Source organism: Pauljensenia sp. 27098_8_83, from assembly GCF_041432695.1.
Lineage (GTDB): Bacteria > Actinomycetota > Actinomycetes > Actinomycetales > Actinomycetaceae > Pauljensenia.
Genome location: NZ_JAPWAD010000003.1, coordinates 52,515 through 66,538, shown reverse-complemented (window position 1 = coordinate 66,538; position 14,024 = coordinate 52,515). Strand labels below are relative to the sequence as shown.

Sequence of the window (14,024 nt, the reverse complement as noted above, 5' to 3'; positions counted from 1 at the left end):
ACATGCAGACGACAGCACAATGGATTGCTGAGGCAGTGTCGGGTCGCCTGGTCGGCCCCGATGTGCTCGTGACAGGCCCGGTGGTCACCGACTCGCGCGAAGCAGCCGAGGGATCGCTCTACATCGCACGTCGCGGCGAGGCCGCCGACGGGCACACGTTCGTTTCAGGAGCGGTGGCACGCGGTGCTGTTGCCGTTATCGTCGAACACGAGGTCGACGAGGCCGTGGCCCAGATCGTCGTGGATGATTCGACCGTGGCGCTCGGTGCTCTGGCACACGCGCACGTCGAGAAGCTGCGCAGCGGGGGAGACCTCGACGTCATCGCGATGACGGGCTCCGTGGGTAAGACGACGACGAAGGACTTGCTGGCGCAGATCATGAGCGAGGACGGGCCGACGGTGGCTCCCAAGCTCTCATTCAACAACGAGGTTGGCCTGCCGCTGACGGTGCTTCTGGCCGATGAATCGACGCGCCACCTCGTCCTCGAGATGGGCGCATCTGCTCCCGGTCACATCACCTATCTGACCAATATCGTCTCCCCGGACGTTGCCATCGAGCTGTGCGTCGGACACGCCCACGTGGGAGGCTTCGGTGGTTTTGAAGGTGTTGCCGCCGCGAAGGCGGAACTCATCAAGGGGATGCGTCCGGGAGGCCCCGTCATTCTCAACGCTGACGATCCGAACGTCGAGGCCATGGCACCGCTGGCGACGGGTGAGGTCATCCGCTTCTCCGCCTCGGGTGATCCCCGCGCCGATGTGCGGGCGATCGACGTGCAGCTTGACCGCGCTGACCGCGCTTCCTTCACCCTCGTGACACCGCAGGGCGAGGCGCACGTTGACCTGAAGATCGTGGGTCGCCACCACGTGGCCAACGCCTTGGCGGCTGCCGCCGGTGCCCTGACGCTCGGCGTCAGCTTGGAGAAGGTGGCTACCGTTCTGTCGAATGCGCGTGCGCTGAGTCCCCACCGCATGGACGTTCATGAGCTCACGGTTGAGAGCACGGCAATCACCCTCATCGACGATTCCTACAACGCGAACCTGGACTCGATGCGTGCCGGGATTACCGCGCTGGCCTCGATCGGCTCGGACGCGCAAACCATTGCCGTTCTCGGTGAAATGCTGGAGCTGGGCGATGACTCGCAGTCACTGCACGAGCAGGTGGGAACCATGATCGAGGACGCGGGCGTGGACACACTCATTGGCCTGGGGACGGACGCCCACTACTATTTGGAGGGTGCCCCGGGTGTGGCCCACCGTGAGGTCGCGTCGGATCCTGAGCAGGCTGCGCGCCTGGCGATCGAACATGCCGAGGATGGCGCCGTCATCCTGGTCAAAGGCTCCTACGGGTCACATTCGTGGCAGGTCGCAGATATCCTGCGAGAGAAGGGAACGAACCGGTGATTGGACTTATCTCGGCGTTCATCATCGCCATGGCGCTGTCGGTGATGTGTACGCCGCTGCTCATCCGCTTCCTGGTGTTGCACCAGTACGGCCAGTTCATCCGCCAGGACGGGCCGACCCAGCACCTGACCAAGCGCGGCACGCCCACCATGGGCGGTCTCGTCATCATCCTGGCGACCGTCATCGCCTGGCTGATTGGTTCGCTGGTTGCCGGTGCGGGACCGTCCTGGTCGGGCTTGCTCCTCGTGTTCCTCTTCGTGGGGCTCGGCGTTATCGGCCTGCTCGATGACGGCATCAAGATTATGCGCCAGCGTTCTCTCGGTCTGCATCCGTCGGGCAAGATCATCGGTCAGGTTGCCGTTGCATCGCTCTTCGCGCTGGGCACCCTCATCATGCCGAACGAGTTCGGCGAATACGCCGGAACACTCGAGATTTCCTTTGCGCGCCCCACAGCTCTGACGTTGGGCTTTGCGGGGCTCGGCGTGGGTGTCGTCCTGTATCTGATCTGGACGAATCTCATTGTGACGGCGTGGTCGAATGCGACGAACCTGACCGATGGCCTGGACGGTCTGGCGGCGGGTGTATCCATCTTCGTGTTCGGCGCTTACACCTTCATCACGTACTTCCAGCGCATTCAGGCGTGCACGCAGCTCGGGGCGAATCAATCGAACTGCTACTCGACGCGTGACCCCCTTGACCTTGCGATTTTCTGTGCCGCTCTGATTGGCGCTCTGGCGGGTTTCCTGTGGTGGAACGCGTCGCCCGCTCAGATCTTCATGGGCGACACGGGTGCTCTCGCGCTCGGTGGCGCCGTCGCCGGCCTGTCGATGCTCACGCAGACGGAGCTGCTCGCCGTCATCGTGGGAGGCCTGTTCGTCGCGGTTGTTCTCTCGGATGTCATCCAGATCGGCGTCTTTAAAGCCACCGGTAAACGTGTCTTCCGGATGGCACCGCTCCACCATCACTTTGAGCTGCTTGGTTGGAAGGAAGTCACGATCGTGATCCGTTTCTGGCTGATTGCCGCGATTGTTGCGGTTGCCGGTGCGGGTATCTTCTATGCGGAGTGGGTGTCGCGTCGATGAGTCGTCTCGCTGCTGTTGTTGGTTGGGGTAAGTCTGGTCAGGGTGCGGCGGGCGCGTTGCTCGCCCGCGACTGGCAGGTGCGCGCGTTTGATGCGCGCGGTGGACAGTCGCTGTTCTTCGATGATGTCGCTGAGGTTGAGGTCAGTGTTCAGGAGGATCCGAACGCCCTCGTCGACGCGATCGTCGAGGCGGGCCCCGACCTCGTCGTCGTGTCTCCGGGCGTGCCCGCGCACCACCCGGTATTCCGTGCCTGTGAGGATGCGGGTATCGACCTGTGGGGAGAGGTGGAACTCGCCTGGCGTCTCCAGGAGGAGGGGCCGCACGCGGGTCGCCCGTGGTTGACGGTCACCGGCACGAACGGCAAGACCACCACCGTGGGTATGCTCGGTGAGATTCTGCGCAGCGCGGGCGTGAAGGTCGAAGAGGTCGGTAACATCGGCACTCCGATTACGCGCGCGATCGACTGTGATGCCGAGGTATTTGCTGTCGAGCTGTCCAGCTTCCAGCTACACACGGCCTATACGGTCTCACCCCTGGCATCGGTGTGTCTCAACGTGGATGCGGACCACCTGGACTGGCACGGTAGCGTCGAGGCCTACGCGGCGGATAAGGCTCGCGTGTACGAGAACACTGTGAAGGCGTGCGTGTATCCGGCATCCGATCGCACCGTCGAGGCCATGGTGGAGAACGCCGACGTCGTCGAGGGTGCGCGCGCCATCGGTGTGACGCTCGGTGCCCCGTCGGTGTCGCAGTTTGGCGTTGTTGAGGGACTTCTCGTCGACCGCGCGTTTGTGGAGAATCGCGCTCGTGCGGCGGTTGCCCTCGCACACGTCTCTGACCTGTCGGGTGCCTACGGGCCCCACCCGTCGGCTGCTGCGTTGAGTGATGCGCTGGCCGCTGCCGCTCTCGCGCGAGCGTACGGCGTCGAGCCCGAGGCCGTGGAGGCGGGGCTTCGCTCCTTCCACCCTGCCGGGCACCGCCGCGCGGTCATCGCCCATGCGGCGGATCTGACCTGGGTGGACGACTCGAAGGCGACGAACGCGCATGCTGCGCGGGCCTCGCTCGCCGGACTACCTCCGCGCAGCGCGATCTGGATCGTCGGCGGAGACGCAAAGGGGCAGGATTTCACGGAGCTCATCAAGCAGGTTGAGCCGACCCTGCGCGGTGTCGTCGTCATCGGCGAGGATCGCCGTGCCCTGGTCACCGCGCTGTCCGCCGAGGCACCGCAGGTCCCGTTCGTGGAGGTCGATGGACACGAGGATTGGATGTTCTCGGTCGTGAACGAGGCCGTGGCGCTGTCCATGCCGGGTGACACTGTTGTGCTTGCCCCCGCCTGCGCATCCTGGGATCAGTTCGATAACTACGGCCAGCGTGGCGATGCGTTCGCGGATGCGGTCTCGCGCCTGGCCGCCCAGTGGGGGAGCGCCGGTGCCGACGAATAAGCGCGGGTGGCATATCCCGACGGTGACGCTGCCTCGGATCCGCTTCGGCTCCGGTCAGGAGCGGGAAGAAAGCCCGGTGATGACGTACTATCTCGTCGTCCTTCCGGCCATCGTGCTGTCGGTTTTCGGCCTCGTCATGGGGTTTTCCGCGCAGACGGTCACGTCGATCGCGCAGGGGGAGAACCCCTACACGGCGTATGCCCGTCCTCTGCTGATTATCGTTGTCTCGCTGCTGATCGCGATGGTCGTTCAGCTGGTGCCGCAGCGGTGGTTCGTCTTCATAGCGCCGGTGATGTTCGTGGGTGCGCTTGGCTTCCAGACGCTGGTGCTCAGTCCTCTCGGCCGGTCGGAGGGCGGTAACGCGAACTGGGTGAAGCTTGGGCCGATCATGGCCCAGCCGTCGGAATTCCTGAAGCTTGCGCTTATTGTCTTCTTGGCGCTGATGGTCTCGAAGTCAGCGTCGAAGCGCTGCGACCTGCGCACGATGGCGGTTGCCGTTGGCCTGCCGATTCTCATTGCGCTGGGTGCGGTCATGCTCGGCCGAGACATGGGTACCGCGATGGTTGTTGCGGTGGGTGCTCTGGGGGCTATGTGGGTTGCAGGCTTGCCCAAGCGCTGGTTCGGTGGCCTCGTCATGGTCGCGGTCCCCACGCTGGTGCTCCTGGTTCTGTCGAATCCGACCCGTATTCGCCGTATTCTCGCCATCCTGCCGGGCACGTCGAAGGGCCCGGACGAGTCTGCTCCCGAGCAGATTGACCATTCGCTGTGGGCGCTGGGTTCGGGCGGTCTGACCGGCCTCGGCCCAGGCGCGTCGCGCGAGAAGTGGAATTACCTGCAGGCGGCGCACACGGACTTTATTTTCGCGATCGTCGGTGAGGAATTCGGCCTGTTCGGTACGCTCGCCGTCCTCGTGTGCCTGGGTCTGCTGGTGTGGGGCATGATCCGAGTCGCACGGGGGACCTCGGACCTGTTCGTCGTCGCCGTGTCCTCGGGCGTCGCCTCGTGGATTGGGGTGCAGACGATCATTAACGTTCTATCGGTGACGGGCCTTGGCCCGGTCATCGGTGTTCCACTGCCGCTCGTGTCCTACGGCGGATCGTCCTTCCTGTTTACTATCACCGCTGTCGCTGTTGTGGCGTCGTTCGCGCGCGCCCGCGCCGGTATGCGGATGATCGGTCGACCGGACGAGGCATCGGCGGGGCGTGACCCCCGCGTGGCGCCCCGCAGGCGCGCGGCTCGCTAAACTGGGGCTAGGCACGCGTAAAGGAGGCGCTTATGGTCAAGGTTGTGATGGCTGGCGGCGGGACCGCCGGTCACGTGAATCCTCTGCTGGCGACGGCGGCACAGCTGCGTGAGAGCGGTGCGGAGGTCGTGGTTTTGGGGACAGCGGCTGGTTTGGAATCGGATTTGGTTCCGGCTGCCGGTTTCCCGTTGGTGGAGATTCCTCGCGTGCCGTTGCCGCGTCGCCCTTCCCTCGCGTTCTTCACGCTGCCGTCGCGGTTCTCTGATGCGGTGAGACGGTGTGCTCAGGCTTTGGAGGGCACCGACGTCCTCGTGGGCTTTGGTGGCTACGTGTCGACGCCCGCATACATTGCTGCCAAGCGCGCAGGCGTTCCGATCGTCATTCACGAGCAGAATGCCCGCCCCGGCCTCGCGAATAAGGTGGGTGCTCGCAATGCTGCAGTTGTGGCCTTGACGTTCCCGTCGACGCCGCTTCAGGCTCGCCGCGGTGAGACGGTTGTGACTGGGCTCCCGCTGCGTGCGGCGATTGCTGACTTGGCGAGCCGTCGCGGGGATGCGGCTGGTGCCGCGCAGGCGCGCCGTGAGGCCGCTGAGCGCCTAGGGGTGAACCCCGATGCTCCGACGCTCCTCGTCACGGGTGGCTCGCTGGGCGCGCTGCACGTGAACGAGTCGATGACCGGCGCTGCAGACGCTCTGCCTGAGGGCGCGCAGGTCGTGCACCTGACGGGCCGTGGGAAGGACGAGCCTGTGCGCGCCGCTGTTGAGGCTGCGGGGTGCTCGGATCGCTGGCACGTCATCGATTACCTCACGACGATGGAGGATGCGCTGGCGGTTGCGGACCTCGTCGTGTGTCGGTCGGGCGCGGGAACAGTGGCGGAGATGGAAGCCCTTGGGCTTCCCTGCATCTACGTGCCGCTGCCGATTGGTAACGGCGAGCAGCGTCTCAACGCAGCGGATCACGTCGCTGCGGGTGGGGCGCAGCTGATCGACGACAAGGACTTTACGGCGGACTTCGTGCGTTCCAATGTCTTCCCCCTGCTGGGTTCTGCCCGCCTGGCAGACATGACGGCTGCTTCGCAGTCTCTGGGACGTGCGGGTGCTGCGCGTGCACTGGCCGATCTGGCCCTGGAACAGGTGAAGGAGAGCGGCCGTGAGTGAGCCGATGCTGCAGGATCGTTTCCATCTGATTGGTATCGGAGGCGCCGGCATGAGCGTCGTCGCCGAGCTGCTGGCATCGCGTGGCGCGATCGTGGAAGGCTCAGACCGCGAGGATTCTGCGGTTCTTGAGCACCTGCGTTCCGTCGGCGTGCGCGCGTTCGTCGGGCACGATGCTTCGCACGTGGATCCGACCTCGGTGGTCGTCGTGTCGACTGCTATCCGCGAGAACAACCCTGAGCTGGCGATTGCTCGTGAGCGCGGTCAGCTGGTGATTCACCGTTCGCAGGCTCTCGCGCTGGCGGCTACCGGTATGCGTTTCATCGGCGTGGCCGGAGCGCACGGGAAGACGACGACGTCCGGCATGCTGGCGATCGGACTGTCGGCCTGTGGGCTGGATCCGTCCGTAGCGGTGGGTGGCGTTCTGCCCCAGCTGGGGACCGGCGCGCACCTGGGTGGCGGCGATATTTTCGTCGCTGAGGCCGACGAGTCGGATGGCTCGTTCCTGAACTATTCTCCGGCGATCGAGATCGTGACGAACGTTGAGCCCGATCACCTGGATCGCTACCATTCGCGCGAGGAGTTCGAGCAGATCTTCGTTGAGTTCGCGCGCCGTATGGTTCCCGGGGGCCTGTTGGTAACGTGCGCCGAGGATGAGGGTGCGTGTCGCCTCGCGGACGCGGCCCTCGCCGAGGGGCTGCGCGTCGTGACCTACGGGCGTGCGGATCGCTCGCTACGCGATCCTGATGTCGTGATTTCGGACGTGCGCGTTGAGGCTCACGGGGCCGGTGCGTCCGTGACGTGGGGGCCGCGCAGTGCGTCACTGGCGCTGAGCGTCCCCGGCGAACATAATGTGCTCAATGCGACGGCCGCGTGGGTGGCAGGCATCGAGTGTGGGCTGGAGCCCCAGGCCATTGCCGACGGCCTGGGCGAGTTCACGGGTGCGGCCCGTCGTTTCGAGGCCCGCGGCCAGGTTGGTACGCGCCGTCTCTTCGATGACTACGCGCATCACCCGACCGAGGTGGAGGCCGCGATTCGCGAGGCGCACGTCGTCGCCGGCGATGGCGAGGTGAGTGTGGTCTTCCAGCCGCATCTGTACTCGCGCACGCGCATTTTCGCGCAGCGCTTCGCACAGGCATTGTCGGGCGCGGATCATGTCGTCCTGGCGGGTATCTACGGTGCTCGCGAGGACCCGCAGCCCGGTGTTGACTCCTCGTTGATTTCGTCGCGCATCGAGGGCGCGTCCTACGTCGAGGACATGCACGAGGCTGCCCGCCTGGCTGCGTCACTGACCCCTGAGGGCGGTGTGTGCGTCACGATGGGCGCCGGTTCGATCACTCGCTGCGCATCCGATGTGCTGGATGAGTGGAAGCGAATGGAGGCATGAGGCCGCCTTCGCCGAGGCGTCCGGGGGGTGCTCGATCTCGTGAAGAGCGCTCGCCGCGCGCGGGGAGGGTGGGTTCCTTGCGCGCCTCGTCTTTCGACGAGATCATCGCTCCGACGCCCGAGGACGAGGGCACGAGCGAGGCCGAGGCAGCGAAGCGACGTCCCGTGTCGCTCGTGGAGCGCCGTCACGCTCACTCGGCGGTTGATCGGCCCATGCCCGTCGCTGATGCCGCGTCATTGCTCGGAGGCGAGGAGGCAACGGACCTGGGGGACAGGCTCCGTGAGCGTCACCGTGCGCGTCGCATGCTCCTCGTGCGTCGTATCGCGCTCACAGTCGTGACGCTTGCCGTCGCTGGCGGTGCCGTGTGGGTCGCGTTCTTCTCACCGGTCTTCGCCTTCTCTTCTTCCGCGGTCGTGGTTTCGGGCGAAGACGGGACACTCGTCACAGCTGACTCTGTGCGCTCATCGATTGCGTCATTCGAGGGAGTGCCGCTGACGCGACTGAACACGTCTGCAGTTGCCCGCGCCGTCGAATCGAACGTCGCAGTGCGCTCGGCGACCGTGACGAGGCGCTGGCCGACAAGCCTGCGCATCTCGGTGACTATGCGCACCCCGCTGGCCGTGGAGGCTGTTTCCGGCGGCTACCAGTTGGTGGACGATCAGGGTGTGGCGTTCCAACAGGTCGCCGATGCGGGATCCTATCCGTTGGTGACCCTGCCCGAAGACCGCAGCGTCGGTGCCGCCGATATCGCGTCGGCGCTCGGCGCTCTGGACGACGAAACACGCTCGCAGGTAGCGACTGCCACGTCGACGGGGGCGCAGGTGAGTTTCACGCTGAAGGGTGGGCAGAGTGTCAAGTGGGGAACGAACGCGGATGCCCCTCAGAAGGCTCGCGTGCTCGCTACTTTGCTGGCGAATGTGAAGGCGACGACCTACGACGTGTCATCGCCGAATCACCCTGTGACCAGTTAAGCCTTCATTATTGTCCGCGTGTTGGCTTGAAGGATCGCGCGCGGACCCCTAATTTCTTTCCGACACGAAGCACGTTAAACATCAACCTTCAACTAAAGGTTGAGGGTCTGATGCAAGGGAGACATCCATGGCGACACCGCAAAACCACCTGGCAGTGATCAAGGTCGTCGGCGTCGGCGGCGGCGGAGTTAACGCCGTGAACCGAATGATCGAGGTCGGCCTCAAGGGCGTTGAGTTCATCGCGGTCAACACTGACGCGCAGGCTCTGCTCATGTCTGACGCAGAGACGAAGCTCGACATCGGCCGCGAACTCACGCACGGCCTCGGAGCCGGCGCGGACCCCGCAGTCGGCCGTAAGGCTGCCGAGGACCACATCGAGGAAATCACTGCTGCGCTTGAGGGCGCGGACATGGTTTTCGTGACCGCTGGTGAGGGCGGTGGCACGGGTACGGGTGCGGCCCCTGTTGTTGCCAAGATCGCTCGCGACGCGGGTGCCCTGACCGTCGGTGTCGTGACCCGCCCCTTCTCCTTCGAGGGTAACCGCCGTGCGGCTCAGGCCGAGGGTGGTGTCACGACCCTGCGCGAAGAGGTCGACACCCTGATCGTCATCCCGAACGACCGTCTTCTGGAAATCTCCGACGCGAACATCTCCGTTCTCGATGCCTTCCGTGCTGCCGACCAGGTTCTCCTGTCGGGCGTTCAGGGCATCACTGAGCTGATTACGACTCCGGGTCTCATTAACGTGGACTTCAACGATGTCAAGTCCGTCATGAAGGATGCGGGTTCGGCTCTCATGGGTATTGGCGCCGCGACCGGCGAAGATCGTGCTCTGCGCGCCGTCGAGAGCGCGATCTCCTCGCCGCTGCTTGAGGCTTCGATCGACGGTGCGCATGGCGTCCTCATGTTCTTCCAGGGTGGCTCGGACCTCAGCCTCCAGGAAGTCTTCGCATCCTCGCAGCTTGTGCGTGAGGCCGCGCACCCCGAGGCGAACATCATCTTTGGTAATGTCATCGACGATGCTCTCGGCGATGAGATTCGTGTCACCGTTATCGCCGCTGGCTTCGACGACGTGGCCGATGCTCAGATGTCGCGTCCTTCCGCCGCCCGCGTTGCAGCCCCCGTTGCTCAGCAGCGTCCCGCCGCCCCCGAGGCAAAGGCGCCCGCCGCTGAGACGACACGCATTAGCCAGGTGTCGACGCGCCGTCCCCAGCATCGCGCGAACGTCGCCGCTCCTGTGCGCGAGGCCGCACCGGCTCCTGTTGAGGCGCCCGCCGCGGTGGAGTACGAGGAGTCTGAGTCTGAGCACTCCTTTGAGGTGCCTCGCATCTACCCCGAGGCCCCCGAGAAGGAAGAGCTGGATATTCCGCCCTTCCTGCGCTGATGACTGACATTGCTTGGGCCGGTGCCCGGGTCCACCTCACCGAGGTGGACCCGGGCACCGGTGCGCTATGTGGCAATGTCGGATTGCATGTGGGGGATGATCCGTCCCTCGTACGCGAACGACGGCGCGCTCTTGCGGAGGCGCTGGGACGCGACGTCGTTTGGATGGATCAGACGCACTCGACTCGGGTCGAGTTCCTGCGGATGTGCGGTGGCGTTCCCTGGAGCGTGGAGCGCGGCGATGCGCTTGAGCAGCCAGCAGCGGGGGAGTGGGGACCCGTCGATGCTGACGGGATCATCATTGACGCCCGCGGGCGGGCGGATGCTCCTGGTCTCGCCGTGCAGACCGCGGACTGTCTGCCGGTCGTTTTCTCTGCCGCATCCGGGCGGATTGTCGCTGCTGTCCACGCGGGCAGGCGTGGGCTCCTCGGAGGAATACTCACTCGTGCCGCGCAGCGCATACGTGCCGTCGTTGACGGTCCTGTGGATGCCCTCATCGGTCCGGCTATCTGCGGACGATGCTACGAGGTGCCCGCGGACATGGCCGCGGCGAGTGAGCGCTCGATGCCGGGGATCCGCAGCCTGACGTCGTGGGGAACACCGGCTCTTGATCTTCCTCGCGCCGCCGCCGCATCTCTCACCGAGCTGGGTGTTCGGGTTGATGTCGATGACCGGTGCACGCGCGAAGACTCTGGCTTGTTTTCCTATCGCGCTGACTCCTCGTGCGGACGTCAAGCGCTCATTATCGTGCCTGCCTGAGAGCGAGCGGGTGCCCAGCGCGCGGCGGCAAACCGTCGCCTCGGTTGGTTTTGTGCGCGTGGAACCCCGCATGACGCGCCTCGCCGCCCCGTTCCTTGCGACGCGCCGACGCCGCTGCGCCGCCTCGTCGTCAAGCGCCTGTAGCTTGTGGCTATGCATCGGCTGAAGGAGGAACAATGAGCGAGTCGTTCGGTGCACGCGCACGTAAGTTCATGGGCTGGTACTCACCCGAGGAGCCCATCGACGAATTCGAAGAATTCGATGAGGTTGAAGAGGTGGCACCCGTGGCCGACATTACTCCTGTGTCCCGTCCGACCCTGACGAGCATTCGTCGGGAGGAGCCCGTCGAGGATCTCACGCGCATCGTGACGATCCACCCGACCGCATACTCTGATGCCGTCACGATCGGCGAGGCGTTCCGCGATGGCACGCCCGTCATTATCAACCTCACCGACATGGGTGAGGAAGAGGCCCGTCGTCTCGTGGACTTTGCAGCCGGTCTGACCTTCGGCTTGCGCGGCGTGATTGAGCGCGTGACGAACCGCGTCTTCCTCCTGTCCCCGGCCTCGGTCGAGGTTCAGGGTGATAACATGTCGGGACGCCGCGGTTCCCTCTACAACCAGGGCTGAGAGGCTTCGTGGTCGTCCTCGGCTGGTTCGGGTGGGGGCTGAGTGTCCTCATCAACCTGTACATGATGGTGCTGTTCGCGCGCGTCATCCTGGACTGGATTCAGTTTTCCGCGCGCGGATGGCGTCCCAGCGGGATCCTGCTTGTTGTCGCGAATGCGCTGTACACGCTCACAGACCCTCCGATCCGTTGGATTGGGCGCTTTATTCCACCCCTGCGCGTCGGCGGTGGCATGGCAATCGATGTTGGTTTCATGGTGTTGTTCCTGGTCCTTATCGTTGCGCAGCGCTTGGCGAATGTTCTCTACTTCATGAGTCTGTAGCCATCAAATCTCGAGATGAGAGGCCCCACAAAAATGGACCTCTTCTCGTGATGGATGTTGCTAGTGTGACAATTTCAGTTATTATTTTCGTGACGTGATAGCGGGCGGCCTTCCCGGTCGTCCAGGCGTGCGGGTTCCGCGCGTCCAATCGAAACGACCGAGAGGCGAAGAAATGGCCCTGCTCACTACCGAGGATGTCCTCAACAAGAAGTTCCAGTACGTCAAGTTCCGCGAGGGATACGACCAGGACGAGGTTGATGAGTTCCTCGATGAGGTTGTCTCCACCATCTACTCCCTGCAGATGGAGAACCAGGATCTGAAGGAGAAGCTCGAGGCTGCGGAGCGCCGCGTTGCCGAGCTGTCCAACTCCGACTACACCCCCGCCGAGACCCCCGCCCCCGTTGCGGCCCCGGCCGTCGAGACCCCGGCTCCCGCCGCTGCCCTCACCGGTCCGCAGGATGCGGAGTCCGCCACCTCGATGCTGGCCCTCGCTCAGCGCGTCCACGACGAGTACGTGCGCGACGGCGAAGAGCAGAGTGCAAAGATCATCGCCGAGGCCAACGCCGAGCGCGAGAAGATCATAGCCGACGCTCAGACACAGAAGGATTCGCTGCTCTCCCAGCTCGACCAGGAGCGCGAGCTGCTCGAGAACAAGATCAACGGTCTGCGTACCTTCGAGGCCGAGTACCGCACGAACCTGCGCAGCCACCTCGAGACCCTGCTCAACGAGGTTGGCAACGGCGAGAACTGATCGCAATCGTCAACCGGCGGCGGTGCACTTCGTGGTGCGCCGCCGCCGCTCGTTTAAGATAGGGAACCATGGCTGACTCCTCCCACCCGATCCGCACCCGTTCGACGTGGATCTACGCGGGCCTCGTGTTCGCGGTCGCGATTATCACCGATCAAGCGTCGAAGATGTGGGCGCGCGCCGTCCTCGATGCTTCGGAGCCGATCCCCCTGATCGGGCAGTGGCTGTCGCTCAGGCTCGTCCACAACTCGGGTGCTGCGTTCTCTTTTGCGGCTGGGAAGACCTGGATTCTGACGATTTTCACCGTCGTGATCATCGGCGTGCTCGCGGTTCTCGCCCGCCGTGTGCATCGCGCTTCGACGCTGCTGGCGATCGCGCTGCTGGCGGGTGGGGCGGTCGGTAACCTCATCGACCGGCTGACGGCCGAACCCGGCTTCGGCGTCGGCCACGTCACCGATTTCATCGCATACGGCACCTGGTTCGTCGGCAACGTCGCTGATATCTGGATCGTTCTTGGGGCGCCGCTGCTCGCGCTCGCGCTCTCCCGGGAGCCTTCGAAGGAGGAGGCGCAGTGAGCTCGCGTATGCTTCCCGTTCCCGACGCCCTGGTGGGCGAGAGGGTCGATGCTGCCCTGGCGCGCATGCTTGGGCTGTCGCGTTCGCGCTGCGCGGAGCTGGCGGGGGAGGGGCACGTCCTCATTAACGGCGTTGCCGCGGGGAAGTCGGATCGCCTCGGTGCCCTCGACATTATCGAGGTGACGATCCCGGAGCCTGAGAATAAGCCGACCCCGGTCACCGATATGACGATCCTGTACGACGACGAGGACATCGTCGTCGTCGATAAGCCTGTGGGCGTCGCCGCCCACACCGGCCCGGGATGGGAAGGCCCCACGGTCCTGGGTAACTTGGAGGCCGCGGGGTACCGTATCACCAGTTACGGCCCTCCCGAGCGTCAGGGCATCGTTCACCGACTCGACGTGGGGACGTCGGGCGCGATGATGGTTGCCAAGTCCGAGCTCGCCTACACGGTCATGAAGCGTGCTTTCAAGGAACGCACGATCGAGAAGGTGTATCACGCGGTTGTGGCTGGTCACCTTGACCCGGCCTCTGGCACGATTGATGCCCCGATCGGGCGTCACCCGTCGCGCGAATGGCGCATGGCTGTGATCGACGGCGGTAAGCGCGCGGTCACTCACTACGACACGCTGGAGCTCATGGCGGGCGCTCAGCTCACCGAGGTGCACCTTGAGACGGGGCGAACCCACCAGATCCGCGTGCACATGGCAGCCGTCGGACATCCGTGTGTCGGAGATACGTTCTACGGTGCCGATCCCACGCAGGCCGAGCGCCTGGGGCTGACCCGTCAGTGGCTGCACGCGGTGCGCCTCGGTTTTACTCACCCGCGCACGGGGATGCCGATGAGTGTGTCCAGCCCGTACCCGGCCGATCTCGAGGCCGCGCTCGAGGAGCTGCGACACCCCCGCAACTGACCTGTCGAGGCTGGATGAGT

14 protein-coding genes are annotated in these 14,024 nt (G+C 64.8%); all 14 read left to right on the top strand.

Annotated features, from left to right (window positions below; all coding sequences use genetic code 11):
• Positions 1-2 precede the first annotated feature (2 nt).
• Positions 3-1,400 carry a UDP-N-acetylmuramoyl-tripeptide--D-alanyl-D-alanine ligase gene (locus O3656_RS02285; RefSeq protein WP_500062435.1) on the top strand — a complete coding sequence of 466 codons (1,398 nt, stop codon included), beginning with the start codon at positions 3-5 and terminating at the stop codon, positions 1,398-1,400.
• The gene (mraY, locus tag O3656_RS02280) at positions 1,397-2,482 is read left to right on the top strand and encodes a phospho-N-acetylmuramoyl-pentapeptide-transferase (RefSeq protein ID WP_500062434.1); all 1,086 of its coding nucleotides are present in this window, start codon (positions 1,397-1,399) and stop codon (positions 2,480-2,482) included. Before O3656_RS02285 ends, mraY begins: the two co-directional genes overlap by 4 nt.
• A complete protein-coding gene (gene murD / locus O3656_RS02275; protein ID WP_500062433.1) occupies positions 2,479-3,924 on the top strand; it encodes a UDP-N-acetylmuramoyl-L-alanine--D-glutamate ligase in 1,446 nt (481 codons plus the stop codon). The genes mraY and murD overlap by 4 nt, the downstream gene beginning before the upstream one ends.
• Positions 3,872-5,167 (top strand): FtsW/RodA/SpoVE family cell cycle protein, encoded by a 1,296-nt coding sequence (locus O3656_RS02270; RefSeq protein ID WP_500062432.1) that lies wholly within the window; start codon positions 3,872-3,874, stop codon positions 5,165-5,167. The genes murD and O3656_RS02270 overlap by 53 nt, the downstream gene beginning before the upstream one ends.
• A gap of 32 nt (positions 5,168-5,199) precedes the next feature.
• Entirely contained in the window at positions 5,200-6,324 is a 1,125-nt protein-coding gene (gene murG, locus O3656_RS02265; protein WP_500062431.1) for an undecaprenyldiphospho-muramoylpentapeptide beta-N-acetylglucosaminyltransferase, read from the top strand.
• The gene (gene murC / locus O3656_RS02260; RefSeq protein WP_500062430.1) at positions 6,317-7,708 is read left to right on the top strand and encodes a UDP-N-acetylmuramate--L-alanine ligase; all 1,392 of its coding nucleotides are present in this window, start codon (positions 6,317-6,319) and stop codon (positions 7,706-7,708) included. Before murG ends, murC begins: the two co-directional genes overlap by 8 nt.
• Complete coding sequence (locus tag O3656_RS02255) at positions 7,705-8,679, top strand: cell division protein FtsQ/DivIB (RefSeq protein WP_500062429.1); 975 nt, start codon at positions 7,705-7,707, stop codon at positions 8,677-8,679. The genes murC and O3656_RS02255 overlap by 4 nt, the downstream gene beginning before the upstream one ends.
• A gap of 127 nt (positions 8,680-8,806) precedes the next feature.
• Positions 8,807-10,060 (top strand): cell division protein FtsZ, encoded by a 1,254-nt coding sequence (ftsZ, locus tag O3656_RS02250; RefSeq protein ID WP_500062428.1) that lies wholly within the window; start codon positions 8,807-8,809, stop codon positions 10,058-10,060.
• A complete protein-coding gene (locus tag O3656_RS02245; RefSeq protein ID WP_500062427.1) occupies positions 10,060-10,818 on the top strand; it encodes a purine nucleoside phosphorylase YfiH/LACC1 family protein in 759 nt (252 codons plus the stop codon). Before ftsZ ends, O3656_RS02245 begins: the two co-directional genes overlap by 1 nt.
• Before the next feature lie 176 nt (positions 10,819-10,994).
• Positions 10,995-11,447 carry a cell division protein SepF gene (locus tag O3656_RS02240; RefSeq protein WP_500062426.1) on the top strand — a complete coding sequence of 151 codons (453 nt, stop codon included), beginning with the start codon at positions 10,995-10,997 and terminating at the stop codon, positions 11,445-11,447.
• Between the two features lie 8 nt (positions 11,448-11,455).
• Positions 11,456-11,767, top strand: coding sequence for a YggT family protein (locus O3656_RS02235; RefSeq protein WP_500062425.1), 312 nt, complete (start codon positions 11,456-11,458; stop codon positions 11,765-11,767).
• 172 nt (positions 11,768-11,939) lie between these two features.
• Entirely contained in the window at positions 11,940-12,518 is a 579-nt protein-coding gene (locus O3656_RS02230) for a DivIVA domain-containing protein (RefSeq protein ID WP_500062424.1), read from the top strand.
• A gap of 68 nt (positions 12,519-12,586) precedes the next feature.
• Complete coding sequence (gene lspA, locus O3656_RS02225) at positions 12,587-13,090, top strand: signal peptidase II (RefSeq protein ID WP_500062423.1); 504 nt, start codon at positions 12,587-12,589, stop codon at positions 13,088-13,090.
• An 8-nt stretch (positions 13,091-13,098) separates the two neighbouring features.
• Entirely contained in the window at positions 13,099-14,004 is a 906-nt protein-coding gene (locus O3656_RS02220) for an RluA family pseudouridine synthase (protein ID WP_500062495.1), read from the top strand.
• Positions 14,005-14,024: the final 20 nt, after the last annotated feature.

Bases quoted from the DNA above. Each gene is read 5' to 3' on its own strand.
- murG (WP_500062431.1), top strand. From the start codon at position 5,200: ATGGTCAAGGTTGTGATGGCTGGCGGCGGGACCGCCGGTCACGTGAAT.
- O3656_RS02220 (WP_500062495.1), top strand. From the start codon at position 13,099: ATGCTTCCCGTTCCCGACGCCCTGGTGGGCGAGAGGGTCGATGCTGCC.
- ftsZ (WP_500062428.1), top strand. From the start codon at position 8,807: ATGGCGACACCGCAAAACCACCTGGCAGTGATCAAGGTCGTCGGCGTC.
- O3656_RS02285 (WP_500062435.1), top strand. From the start codon at position 3: ATGCAGACGACAGCACAATGGATTGCTGAGGCAGTGTCGGGTCGCCTG.
- O3656_RS02245 (WP_500062427.1), top strand. From the start codon at position 10,060: ATGACTGACATTGCTTGGGCCGGTGCCCGGGTCCACCTCACCGAGGTG.
- O3656_RS02240 (WP_500062426.1), top strand. From the start codon at position 10,995: ATGAGCGAGTCGTTCGGTGCACGCGCACGTAAGTTCATGGGCTGGTAC.
- O3656_RS02270 (WP_500062432.1), top strand. From the start codon at position 3,872: ATGCGGTCTCGCGCCTGGCCGCCCAGTGGGGGAGCGCCGGTGCCGACG.
- lspA (WP_500062423.1), top strand. From the start codon at position 12,587: ATGGCTGACTCCTCCCACCCGATCCGCACCCGTTCGACGTGGATCTAC.
- O3656_RS02255 (WP_500062429.1), top strand. From the start codon at position 7,705: ATGAGGCCGCCTTCGCCGAGGCGTCCGGGGGGTGCTCGATCTCGTGAA.
- O3656_RS02230 (WP_500062424.1), top strand. From the start codon at position 11,940: ATGGCCCTGCTCACTACCGAGGATGTCCTCAACAAGAAGTTCCAGTAC.
- murD (WP_500062433.1), top strand. From the start codon at position 2,479: ATGAGTCGTCTCGCTGCTGTTGTTGGTTGGGGTAAGTCTGGTCAGGGT.